General features: G+C 60.4%; 9 protein-coding genes and 3 pseudogenes. 9 read left to right on the top strand and 3 right to left on the bottom strand.

Annotated features, from left to right (window positions below; genetic code table 11):
• Positions 1-175: 175 nt before the first annotated feature.
• Positions 176-685 (bottom strand): cellulose biosynthesis protein BcsS, encoded by a 510-nt coding sequence (bcsS, locus tag IVA93_RS11090; RefSeq protein ID WP_083926438.1) that lies wholly within the window; start codon positions 683-685, stop codon positions 176-178.
• Positions 686-838: 153 nt separating this feature from the next.
• Between bcsS and IVA93_RS11085 the strand changes: the two genes are divergently transcribed.
• On the top strand, positions 839-1,891 hold the full coding sequence (locus IVA93_RS11085) for an IS110 family RNA-guided transposase (RefSeq protein ID WP_247385528.1): 1,053 nt from the start codon (positions 839-841) through the stop codon (positions 1,889-1,891).
• Positions 1,892-2,125: 234 nt separating this feature from the next.
• Here IVA93_RS11085 and IVA93_RS11080 read toward each other — a convergent pair.
• Positions 2,126-2,389 (bottom strand): annotated as a pseudogene (locus IVA93_RS11080) (transposase); the annotation flags it as partial.
• 657 nt (positions 2,390-3,046) lie between these two features.
• On the opposite strand from IVA93_RS11080, the gene IVA93_RS11075 reads away from it, so the two are divergent.
• The 3 genes and pseudogenes from IVA93_RS11075 to IVA93_RS11060 all read left to right on the top strand — a co-directional run bounded on the left by IVA93_RS11075 (position 3,047) and on the right by IVA93_RS11060 (position 6,080).
• Positions 3,047-3,664 (top strand): LabA-like NYN domain-containing protein, encoded by a 618-nt coding sequence (locus IVA93_RS11075; protein WP_247789767.1) that lies wholly within the window; start codon positions 3,047-3,049, stop codon positions 3,662-3,664.
• 1,259 nt (positions 3,665-4,923) lie between these two features.
• Positions 4,924-5,751, top strand: a pseudogene (locus tag IVA93_RS11065) (IS256 family transposase); the annotation flags it as partial.
• A 5-nt stretch (positions 5,752-5,756) separates the two neighbouring features.
• The gene (locus IVA93_RS11060) at positions 5,757-6,080 is read left to right on the top strand and encodes a hypothetical protein (RefSeq protein WP_157643167.1); all 324 of its coding nucleotides are present in this window, start codon (positions 5,757-5,759) and stop codon (positions 6,078-6,080) included.
• Here the strand turns inward: IVA93_RS11060 and IVA93_RS11055 are convergent.
• Entirely contained in the window at positions 6,059-7,276 is a 1,218-nt protein-coding gene (locus IVA93_RS11055) for an IS110 family RNA-guided transposase (RefSeq protein WP_247789916.1), read from the bottom strand. The two genes, IVA93_RS11060 and IVA93_RS11055, sit on opposite strands and share 22 nt — an antisense overlap.
• A 266-nt stretch (positions 7,277-7,542) precedes the next feature.
• Between IVA93_RS11055 and IVA93_RS11050 the strand changes: the two are divergent.
• From IVA93_RS11050 to IVA93_RS11030, 5 genes and pseudogenes are all read left to right on the top strand, one after another.
• A pseudogene (locus IVA93_RS11050) lies at positions 7,543-7,785 on the top strand (IS256 family transposase); the annotation flags it as partial.
• Positions 7,786-8,148: 363 nt separating this feature from the next.
• Positions 8,149-8,511, top strand: coding sequence for a hypothetical protein (locus tag IVA93_RS11045; RefSeq protein ID WP_018460486.1), 363 nt, complete (start codon positions 8,149-8,151; stop codon positions 8,509-8,511).
• Positions 8,508-8,672, top strand: coding sequence for a hypothetical protein (locus tag IVA93_RS11040; protein WP_018460487.1), 165 nt, complete (start codon positions 8,508-8,510; stop codon positions 8,670-8,672). Before IVA93_RS11045 ends, IVA93_RS11040 begins: the two co-directional genes overlap by 4 nt.
• A gap of 512 nt (positions 8,673-9,184) precedes the next feature.
• Positions 9,185-9,937, top strand: coding sequence for a Crp/Fnr family transcriptional regulator (locus tag IVA93_RS11035; protein WP_247361299.1), 753 nt, complete (start codon positions 9,185-9,187; stop codon positions 9,935-9,937).
• 450 nt (positions 9,938-10,387) lie between these two features.
• The gene (locus tag IVA93_RS11030) at positions 10,388-11,608 is read left to right on the top strand and encodes an IS701 family transposase (protein ID WP_247285483.1); all 1,221 of its coding nucleotides are present in this window, start codon (positions 10,388-10,390) and stop codon (positions 11,606-11,608) included.
• The last annotated feature ends 500 nt before the right edge of the window (positions 11,609-12,108 follow it).

The raw sequence follows: 12,108 nt of genomic DNA, 5'->3' as shown, positions 1-12,108 counted from the left end.
ACAATCGGACGGAGAACAGACATCGCAGCGGCTTGTACGCCGTTTCTGCTAAGGGCCAGAAGGCGACTTACTGACATCGAGCGGCAGTATGACAATTGCGGGTAATTTGCCACGACGAGCTGTGCAGGAGGTCTATCGCAAAATCGTCACGCGGCCAGCCAGCGCAGGGAGCTGATCAGAAAGGGACCTGAAAGTTCAAGCCGCCGTACACGCCCTTGCCGTAGTTGCTATCCCGCACAAAGCCGAGCGAGACGCCCGTGTTCATACCAAGGATGGTAAACCCAGTAATGTGTCCGCCAAGGCGAACCTGGTTATAGGTCCAGCTGCCCGAGTAGGCTGCTTCGGGCCCCACGAAAACGTTGGGCGCGATTGCAATGCCCGTCTTGCCCTGCACGTAGTAGAACTCCGACGCCGTATTGTAGTGCGCCTGGACATAGACCATCGTTTGGTCGGTCGGCTTGCCGTAGAGAGAGGTTAGAACCTTAAGCCCATATAGCTGCGTGTTAGACGCAGCCAAACCAGGCGCGGCATAGAGATGACTGTTCACGGCCGTCACGCCCGCGGCGACAAGCCATGACCAGCCATTCGGGGTGAACTGGTACCCCGCAAGCACATCCAAAGTGGTATCGAGCCCGATCCGCTTCTGATCGGTGTCGATGAAGCTGTAACGGCGGGCCGAGGCAATAGCCGATGGCTTTACACGCCCGCCGTTCGCTCATCCCGTGGGCATCCACCAGATGAGCGACAGCTTTCCGCTTCCTCGCGGGCGTCACCACTAATGGGATGACCCGCCCCGTCCTCTCAGTCAGACTGAGTTGGCTTTTGAAAGGAGGAAGCAATGAGGACACGGAACAAGCCCAGGCCGGCAACGGTGTTTGGGATCGACATTGGCAAGAACCTTTTCCACGTCGTTGGGCTCGACGCCGCCGGAATGCCGATCCAGAAGGCGACCTTTCGGCGCGATACGCTCTTGCAGTTCTTCGAACGTGCAGGACCGGCTTTGGTGGGGATGGAGGCCTGCTCCGGCTCACAATGGTTGGCCCGCAAGATCGCCGCCATGGGGCACACCGTTCGCATTATCCCAGCTCAATTCGTGAAGCCATATGTGAAGTCCAACAAAAATGACATCATCGATGCCGCGGCGATCGCCGAAGCCGTGACGAGACCAACGATGCGCTTCGTCGAGCTAAGGTCGCCTGAGCACATTGACCTGCAAGCGCTGCATCGTGTTCGCGATCGGATGATGTCGCAACGGACGTGCCTCATCAATCAGATGCGCGCTTTTTGCCTGGAATATGGGATCGCTATTCACCAGGGCGCCGGCAAGTTCAAGGCTGATCTGCCGAGGGTTTTGGCCGATCAGTCGAATGATCTAACCTCGGCGATGCGTCGCATTCTTGCATCTACATTTGACGAGCTGCGGCAGCTGGAGCTGCGGATTGCCGAGGTCAACCGCGAGATTGAGGCAATTGCCTCTCAAAGCGATACCGCACGTCGATTGATGACCATCCCGGGCATTGGTCCGCTGGCCGCGACGGCGCTTTTGGCAGCAGCTGGATCTGCCCGCCAGTTCAAAAAGGCCCGCGATATGGCAGCTTGGCTAGGTCTTGTCCCGAGAGAATATTCTACGGGAGGCAAAACGAAGCTGCTGGGGATAAGCAAGCGCGGCAATCGATATCTGCGCCGGATGATCATCCATGGCGCCCGTTCCTGCGTGACTCATCTTGATCGCTCGCGATACCGCCTTGGCGCGTGGCTTGATGGACTTCAGGCACGCATGCACACTAACAAGGTCACCGTGGCCTTGGCGGCCAAGATTGCGCGGATCGCATGGGTGGTGATGACCAAGCCCGGCGCAAGCTATGAACGGCGGGATCCGGCCTTTAGCTGATCCCGTTTGTTCCAGACTGCGAGGTTCGTGAAGGTGATGACGAAACAGTCGATCGGCGCGCCGTAAACCCTGTGCAAAAAAGCGGGCTTCGAGCCCGAACCATTTATCTGGGAACGGCACGCGCGGATCTCATCATGGCCTGGCCGCAACAGCGGCCCACTTGCAAGAGGCCGGATACATTTGTGCAGACTGCATCGTCCTCATTAAACGACCTTGCACGGGCGGGGCGGGTCATACATTCTTTCCCAGGAGATCCTTGAGCGCCGCATTATCCAGCATGGCGTCAGCCAGCAAGCGCTTCAGCTTCGTGTTCTCGTCCTCAAGCGACCGCAGCCGCTTAGCCTCCGAGACATCCATCCCGCCGAATTTAGCTTTCCACTTGTAGATACTGGCGTCGCTGACGCCATGCTTGCGGCAGAGATCGGCGACCGAGATCCCAGCCTCGTGCTCCTTCAAAATCCCGATGATCTGCTCTTCCGAAAAGCGATTGCGCTTCATGCTCTGGTCCTTGTCTTGGGCCAGAACGAACTTCAAACTGGATTAAGCCCGCGGGGCAAGGTCAGCCGGTCTGCTCGGTGCACCAGTCCTTCGAACGTATCCGGTCCCGCCCCCGTCTGCAGACCCGTCTCAATCGCCGCGACATCCTTGTGGGCCTAAGCGATCCACCGCCGAACGCCCCTCCTGGCATTCAGCTCGACGCCACGGTGCCGACCTATCTTTAGATCTCATTCCGTCGCAGTAAGGAGCGGTCAGCAGCAACTGGAACACGGCTCGAGCTGCCATCCTACGGGTCGGCTTCTCTCCGTTCCGACCAGGAGAACGTCTCCGCCTGAAGCTGAGACAGACCACCGCCAGCCGCGACCGCGCCGGTGGATCCAAAGATCAAACCAGAGCGAAATCGCCAACGGTCACGGCGCGAGCACCCTGAAACAAGCACCTGGAAATAGACAGGACACATTACAAATCTGACAGACCAACTTTCGGCTAATGTCAGATTTCCAAGGCGTGATACCATTTGGAAATAGTTGAAGCTTAAAGCATCCGCCTCCTCGACGATCTTCGATAGTGATCTATATACATTACGACCGCCTCCGCGTCGCGCGCTCGCGATGCTTTCAACCTAATCCGCGCTGCTTCACCGAAAGCGTGAACTGAATGTCACCTTCCTCTACCGACAAGATCGCGCTCTTCATCGATGGAGCCAATCTCTACGCGACGGCAAAAACTCTCGGCTTCGACATCGATTACAAGCGCCTGTTGAAGGAGTTTCAGAGCCGCGGGACGCTGCTTAGGGCGTTCTACTACACCGCGATCATCGAGGATCAGGAATACTCCTCGATCCGGCCGCTGATCGACTGGCTCGACTACAACGGCTACACCGTGGTCACCAAGGCGACCAAGGAGTTCATCGACGCCTCCGGCCGGCGCAAGGTCAAGGGCAACATGGACATCGAGCTCGCCGTGAACGCCATGGAGCTCGCCGAGCACATCGACCAGATGGTGCTGTTCTCGGGTGACGGCGACTTCCGGTCCCTGGTCGAGGCCGTTCAGCGCCGCGGCGTGCGGGTCACCGTGATTTCCACGATCGCGAGCCAGCCGCCGATGATCGCCGACGAGCTGCGCCGCCAGGCCGACGTCTTCACCGACCTCGTCGAGCTGCAGTCCAAGCTCGGCCGCGACCCGTCCGAACGCCCGGCCCTGCGTGATCGCGAACCGCGTGGAAACATGCCAAAATTCTTGCAAGAGCCGAAAGGGAACGACCCTGCCGGCTAGGCTGTTAGCGACCGCCGTCCACTTTGGTACTTAGGGCCTGTGAGCAGCGGGGCGATTCGTGCCTGGCATGATGTTCACTATGGCGGCCATTGCGCTGGGCGCCGATCGGATCGATAGTCACCCTGTTCGAAGTCTGTTCGAAGTTCGTGCGGCAGTGGATCGAAGGCGCTTCAAGAGGCCAGCGTCGGGCAACTGAGGCGGCCCTACTCTTTGTCCTCGGTCCAAGTTTGCTCGCCGCACTGGCACTTGAACATGCGAACGATCCCCCCGGTCTGGGGATTGAGCATCTTCACCGCGAGGGCTGGCCTTTGGCCACAGTGGTTGCAGGGCTTAGTTGGATTTGGCTGATAGCTGGAAAAGACTTCGTTCTTAAAGTCGCGGTCCACGGTACTGCCCTCGCCGAGAGGACTCACTAAGTCTCAAAGTGCACACACGTTCCAATAGCCTAAGTTATAGGCCTTGCCAAAAGAGGGCAGGAGCGGAAATCCGGGGGCGTCTATTCCGGTGGCTGCAGGCCGGGGGATCTCAGCCATTCGCTCATGTGTGATCCGGTTTCGGCTTGGCGGGCTTTGCGGATCATGTCCTCCCGTGCGCTACCATGTGGAAGCGACTTAGCTTCCTCGCGGAGGCGCTTCGCTTCTTCGGCAAGCCGTGTTTCAAGTGGGGATGATTGCACGACCCGGTGGCGCGATCCCATGGCTTTCTCTCCACGATGATACAACCGCCGATCAAACGCGAAAATTCCGGGCGGGTTCCCTCAAGCCGCGGTGATCGGACTCCGATATTTCGGAGTCGCGCTTTCTTTGGGACTAAATTCCTTGATCCATCCCAACGGTCGAGAACGCTCGAAAACAAGCCCGCCAGCCTAGACCGGCGGGCCTCCTGTTTATCGCCGGATGAAGCCATTTCGCACCCTCGGCGAAATCTTCTTGAAACATGACAGGTCGAAGCTGACCGGATAAAATAGGGAGATACCACATGCTCGTCCTGATGAACCTGATTTGGCGTCGGCTTGCCTACACAATGCTGATCGGTATGCGCGCTAGGCTCGTCCGGCAGTAAGGGTGAGGCGGCTTTCGTCAGGAGGCCACGACCATGCCCAAAGAGATCGCTATAGCGCTCTGGTCCTTGGCTGCTGCAAGCGTAGTCGCATTCAGTATGGCAGCGCTCGTTGCGGCCCACTAGAAGAGACACAGACCCGCGAGCGTGAACCTCGGCAGAAGTGGCGTCGACCGGAGCTGCCTGCTATCTCCGTGCAGCGCCCCTCTGTACGCGATCGCGAAGCGGACGCCGCCGATCCTGGCCGCATCCGGTTCTCGCCGTCGATCCTGCCGCCCTACATGCGCCGGTCGAAGTCGATCGAGACGCTGCTGCCGATCCTTTACCTGAAGGGTATCTCGACCGGCGACTTCTCTGAGGCGCTGGCTGCGCTGCTCGGCAAGGATGCTGCCGGGTTGTCGGCATCCGCCATCGGTCGCCTGAAGGATGGCTGGCTCGACGAGCACGCCGGGTGGCAGAGGCGCGATCTGTCGGCGAAGCGCTACGTCTACATCTGGGCCGATGGCATCCATCTTCAAGCGCGCCTCGAAGACGAAAAGCAGTGCATCCTGGTGCTGATCGGCGCGACCCCGGAAGGCCGCAAGGAACTGGTCGGCTTCACCGATGGCGCCCGCGAGAGCGCGCAGGACTGGCGCGATCTGCTGCTCGATCTGAAGCGGCGCGGGCTCGACGTGGCGCCGCAGCTTACCATCGCCGATGGCGCACTCGGGTTCTGGAAGGCGGCCGGCGAGGTCTGGCCGAAAACGCGCGAGCAGCGCTGCTGGGTGCACAAGACCGCCAACGTGCTCGCCAAGTTGCCGAAGAGCCAGCAGCCGAAGGCCAAACGCGCGTTGCAGGAGATCTGGATGGCTGAAACGAAGCTCGCCGCCGAGCTGGCGTTCGACGCCTTCATCGAGAGCTACGCGCTGAAGTACGAGAAGGCCGCCGATTGCCTGAGCAAGGATCGAGACACGCTACTGGCGTTCTACGACTTCCCGGCCGAGCACTGGAAACACTTGCGGACGACGGATGAGATGGACAAGCGATTTTTTTCATGACCGAGATGACGATTGCAGAAATCGCGTACGTCCATTCTTTTGTTCGGCTGCGCCGCGGGCCATTCTTCCGTCCCGGCCATCGATCTCGCAGCCGCCGCGCGCAGGGGCAGTCAAGGCTGGCCGCGTTTGCGGCCAGCGCAAGGCTTGGCCTTGACCGGCCCGAGCACGGCGGCATGCTGGCGTGGAACGGGGCTGCATTCCTGGCTGGCACTTGCCGTCAGGCGAGATTATCCTGGGTGGGCGCGGGCGACCTCGTGGCGAAGCGTGGCGCATCGGCTGCAAGCGCCACCAGGCTGCCCTATTTTGTCTTGCCGAGTTGAGGCGCCCGCGCACCGGTTTTTGGCCGCCGTGGTTTCCATTGCGTCACCAAGCGCTCGTAGCTTTGCTCCGCCTGTGCGGCAATCAACATCTCGCGGTCGCGCAGTGCCTTGATGTTGTAGGCATACGCTGGCCCACGCCGGCTGCCTTTCTGTTGCGGATGTCCGGCTTGAAGCTGGATCGCGCGGGTCTTGATGGCGACCAGTGCCGGGCGCCCCCACAGGTAATCCTCGCCCTTCGTCAACAAATGCCAGCAAAGCACGGTGAGCTTCCGGGCCACGGCCACCGCGGCGATCTGATGGCCGCGCCGGGCGCGGATGCGCACGAAAAACGCATGCAGCGGACCGGGCGCCTTGGCCGCTGCCCAGGCCGCCTCGACCAGCATGGCGCGCGCGTGACTGCGGCCGATCTTGCTGATGCGGCCGTGATGGGCGGCGCCAAGTCCGGACTGCCGCACCCGCGGGTTCAGCCCAAAATAGCTCACCAGCTTCTGCGGACTGTTGAACCGGCTGATGTCGCCGATCGCCGCCATGATGCCGGCACCGAGCGCCAAGTTGACGCCGGTGATCGTCATCAATCTGTTGACCGCGGAATCGTCGATGGCGTCCTGCGCGATCTCGCGGTCGAGCAGGGCCAGATCTTCCGCCAGCCGGTCAAGCTCGCGGACGTGCCGATCGATCGCCGCGCGCTCATCGTCCGGCAACGGTTGGGCGGCCAACCACGCCCGGCCGCGGCCGTTGAAAAGATCGGCATGCGGGCACTTCGGGATCAGGTGCGCGTGCAGGATCGAATGCACCTCGTTCTTGAGCCGCGTGCGATGGCGCACGACCTGGTAGCGCCGCGCCACCAGCCGACGCTTGCGTTCCGTCTCCGCGTCAGGCGTCCAGATCTGCGGCAGGTACCCAGCCGCCTGCAGACTGGCGAGCGTGCCGGCATCGATCTTGTCGGTCTTGACGTGAGCCTGGGCGATCGCCTTCACCTGCAGCGGATTGGCGATAATCACCCGTGCCACGAACGGTGCGAGAACCCGCGATACCGCCATGCTGTTGCCGGTCGCCTCGACCACCACCTCATCACTGGCCAGCAGGGTCTTGCCAAATCCCTCCAACGCAGTCCGCGTCATATCAATGCGGCCCGCATGTCGGAGCCTGCCATCCTCCCAAATCACCACTTCCCCGAAAGTTCGGTGGACGTCGATGCCAATCACCCGTCGCATTCGCACCTCCTGCCAATCAGACCACATGACGGGAGCTAGGGGCGACACGACAACTACGGATTCGCGCTCTCAGCGCAACCGGGCGAGTCGCAGAGGCGGCCAGCTACTAACTCGAGCTCGCGGCTCATCGAATGCATCGGCCTGCCCGCACATCGTGCTCCCGGTGCCTCTGTCCCGATGGTCGCACCATACGCCACGACGCAGAACACCGCAGCGGAACGTTGGCACCGAGAAATCTCATACCGGTTACCAACCCCATCGAAAGCACCTTCGCCACCGTTCGCCACCGCACCATCCGATCGAAGGGCTGCCTGTCCAACAAGACGGCACTCGCGATGGTCTTCAAACTGCTCGAGGCCGCGCAGAGAAGCTGGCGTCGTCTCGATGGCCACAACCAGTTGCCAAAACTCGTTGTCGGTGTGACATTCAATGATGGGATCGAGGTCATCGCCAAGCCGACCGACCGCCAGCCCATAACCGCCGCCGCCTGACCGGCTCCGGCCGTCACCAAAATTTGGCGATAGCTCTGGTCGGCCGAGCGTTTACTTCTATTGGGACGATATCGCGGGGCGGCGGCTTGCACCGAACCTATTGACCGGGGCAGAAGCGCTTGAACAGGCCCGGGCACTCGCAAGAGCGGAGCTCGCCCGCTATCGAGACCAGGAAGGATAGAAGAACGTAAGCTCGCGCGACTGGGGATTTTCCGGGTGACCAGCTAAGTGGAACCACATGGAGCGGCGGCATTTGAGTCATCGCCGGCTCGCCGCCTGAGCTGGCGGAGCGGCCCCGGCCTACCCCACCAGCCCCCCAAGCTGGGGCCGCCTCTCGGCCGTCCGTAGTATCGGAGTAAGTGTATGCGTTCCTCGCCCTCGGTCGTGCCAACCGACCGTCTCGACCGAGACATTTACATCGTGCTCGAAGACTTTGGCGCGCACGCCGGCTGCGCCTGGCGCGAGACGGACGAACAGGACACCGATCTCGAAACAGTGCTGCAAGGCCTCCTCTCCGGCCAGTATGTCTATCCGGTCCGTATCGTGTGCTTCAACGCGAGCGAAGGATGGTCGCGCGACGCCACCTCCGACATCGCCGATGCGTTGGCGCAACGCGTCGTCGACAGCGACGACGATATCTCGGTCGCCCTGCAGGACTTCATCGCCGCCAACGCCACCAGGCGCTTTGACGTACAGCTCGCGCTGCCGCTGCAGGGCGCCGCATGATGTTCCGAGAGGGCAAGCCGCAAAGTCCGCCGCCGCAAAGCGAACGTGACCACTTCATCTGCTGCACGAGCTGCGGCAACATGCTGGACATGCGAGACCTCGGCGATGTGCTCGACCATTTGCACGGGCAGGAGATCGAGGAAGAGTCCGCGGCGCATTGACGAGGACCGAACGTGGCATGCTCCCGCTGTGACGGCACCCACTGGGTTTGCGAGAACCATCCCGAACGCCCTTGGGACGGGCCAAAGGCCTGCGGCTGCGGCGGCGCCGGCGACCCCTGCCCGGCCTGCAACGATGCCGCGCCCGGCGAGTTGCCGCTGCCGCCCGGATTTAAAAACAGCATCACCAGCATCGACGGCATGCGCCCGCTGTTGAGGAACCAGGCTGGAAAGCCACGTCGGAAGCCGCGAAGCTAGGACGTTTACTCAGGAACGTCGGCTTACCAACGCAAAGCGCGCAAGTCCCCCACCTTAGCCGTGATCGGCGGCTCGAAGCGGACATTCGTATCGGCGGGATCCGGCTGGAGCGCGAGAAAGCGATGTTCGTTGCCGAAGAATCTAGGAACGCTGGCGAGTTTCATGCTCTACTGAAGCATCACCGGCCGAGGCTTTGTCCGTAGGCGTCGGTGGCTGAGAGAGGTCGCGCTCCCGCCTGCATGTGCAAGGGAGTGATCATGCCGCACCGCAAGTTAATAGCGCGCCTACAGGCAGTCGGCGGTCTATTCGAACGCGATAAGGTTAGACTCGCGCGCATACCATACAAAGTGAAGTCCCTGGCTGATGGCGAATACGCCGTGCGCGAGGGAGACAAGCCCAGCAGCTGCATCGTTGTGATCGACGGCTTTCTAGCTCGGCAAAGGGTGGTGAATGATCGAAATCAGATCTCGTCATTCTACCTGGCTGGGGACATGCCCGACTTGCCTACCCTGCATCTGCCGATTGCAGATTGTGATCTGTGCAGCGTAGGCAATTCGACGATAGCCGCTGTGTCTCATTCATCTCTCAGAGAGATGATGACCGAATCTCTCGGACTTACACACGCGTTTTGGCGCGAAACGCTGATACAGGCGGCCATCTATCGCGAATGGGTTGAGAATCTCGGAGCGCGCCAAGCCTTAGGTCGACTCGCGCATCTTCTTTGCGAGCTTACCACTCGCATGGAATTCGTTGGGCTGGCGGACAACGGCAGCTTCCGGATCCCGCTCACCCAGCAAGATGTTGCCGATGCATGTGGGCTTTCGATAGTTCACGTGAACAGGACGATCCAGGAACTCAGGGGTTTGGGCCTCATCGAATGGGAAAACCACACCGTTACTCTGCTCCGCGCCGACGAACTGCAAGCTGTAGCCGAGTTCAGCCCTGAATATCTGCATGAGTTGAACCCAAGCGCAGGATCAACGCTCAGCAAATCTGGCTCACGGTTTTAGGAACGTCCGGGCACTTACTAACTTAGCGCAAATGCCGCGTTTTCATTTCGACTATCATGAAGCAGAACGGGTCACTCTGGACGAGTTCGGCCAAGAAATGCAGAGCGTTGTTGCAGCTCACAGGTGGCCATGATTGCCCTAGGCGAGGCCGTGCGCGATTTTACCCTTGCTGCTCGTCCAGGCACCATCGCGATTGTCGTTAGGAATGACGGCGGCGTTCTCCTGACGGTCTCTGCCACTGTTGAGCAGACTGAAAGCTGGTGACCTTCGTGTCCCCCCTTCTTGGCCACCCTTTCGTCTGTTGGCCTAAGCCAAAGTCTGCGACCTCGGAGACCATCGGCTCATCGGCCGCTGTTGGCGGTCCGGACATCAGGCGGCCAGCCGCTTAATAGGTACATGGCCTAGCATTACAGTTGCTTTTGTTGCGGGCTTCTGAATCCATGGGCAACCATGATTCGAATGTCGTGGGCGCGGGCCGCGTCGGTTGAGGCGACGCTTGCGTTGTGGGCGGCGTCGCTTCGAGAGATCAAGCAACGGATACGTCCGTTGTTCACGCAAGAGCGTGTTGCGACGAATGCAGGTCTGTTCCTGGAAGGTCTGCTCGGAGATGAGCAGCGCAAGACCGGTTGGATGCGCGCGGAGGCGGCTGGCGATCCCGGCCCATGGCGGCAGCAGGCGATTCTGGGTCGTGGAGACTGGGACGCTGATGCCCTGCGCGATATCGTGCACGACTATGTCATCGAGCATTTGGCGGATGACGATGCGGTGCTCGTGATCGACGAGACCGGTTTTCTCAAACAGGGCAAAGCGTCATGCGGAGTGGCGCGGCAATACACTGGTTCGGCAGGAAAGATCACGAACTGCCAGATCGGCGTCTTCGCTGCCTACGTTTCGCGTCATGGCCATGCGTTCATCGATCGCGCGTTGTATCTTCCGAAGGAATGGACCGACGATCCAGATCGTCTGGAAGCCACATATGTGCCTGCCGATGTCGGCTTTGCGACCAAACCAAAGCTTGCGACGAGAATGATCGCACGCGCGATAGCCGGGTCTGTACCATTCAAGTGGGTTGCCGGTGATACCGTCTACGGTGTTGGCAACATCGAACAGCAACTACGTCGGGCAGGCAAAGGCTACGTGCTTGGGGTCAGCAGCGCTCATGTGTTTCGATCCTGGGGCAAGCGACCGCCGGTCGCCGGTACGGCTGCAGACCTCGCCCGGACGCGGCGCTCATCCGACTGGAAGCGCCTGTCGGCGGGAGCCGGAACCAAAGGACCGCGGCTGCACGATTGGTGTTATCTCGAATTGGCGGATCTCGAGGCCGAGCAGTCCAACAGTGCAAATGACGGTTTGTGGACACGCGGTCTACTGATCCGTCGTCGCATTGCCGATGATGACCTCGCCTTCTTCACCACCTGGTGCCCAGCGGGAACAGCCATTGAAACGCTGGTCGCGGTCGAAGGCCATCGATGGGCGATCGAGGACAGCTTTGAAACGGCGAAAAACGAGTTCGGGCTCGATCACAACGAGAGCAGATCCTGGCATGGCTGGCACCGTCATGTGTCCTTGGTGATGCTCGCCTTCGCCATGATGGCCGCGATCCGACATCGCGCTAATCCGCCACCGCCCAAAAAAACGAAACGGCGCCCCCCGGCAAAAGCCAAAACATAACCACCCCACCACTGATCCGTTGGTCAATCCAGGAAATCCGCCGCATTGCTATCAGACTTGCGCGGAAGCGGATTCAACCCGCACACATCATCGCATGGTCCTTCTGGCGCAGAGCTCACCAGGCTGCCGCTCAACGCGCCCACTTCAAATCAAAAAAGCAACTGTAATGCTAGCGTGCAAAAAGGACAGCGCCGCCCTCCTATCGCTTGCCGAGGGTCTGATATCTTGTCGCCTAAAGTTTGACCGATATTTTTTGAAAACGCTGCCAATTTGTTGGTGCCCCGGTGGGGAGTTTTGTTCATGCAAAGAGATTTAGCCGAAAAACGTAACGCGGCCAATGCCGCTGAGGTGGATGAGTTCGCCTCCGAGCCTCGAGCGCCCAGCAGACCCGTAGCTGCAAACGATAACATTGAGGACGGCCCCTGGCTGCTCGTTCCATTTCCTGACGGCTGGTACGCGACGTGTTGAAACATGGTCCAAGCTCGGGACCTAGCTTCCGA

The sequence above is a fragment of the Bradyrhizobium sp. 155 genome, assembly GCF_023101105.1.
GTDB lineage: Bacteria > Pseudomonadota > Alphaproteobacteria > Rhizobiales > Xanthobacteraceae > Bradyrhizobium > Bradyrhizobium canariense_D.
Note: the sequence above shows the minus strand (reverse complement) of the source record. Positions and strands in the feature narration are given on the sequence as shown.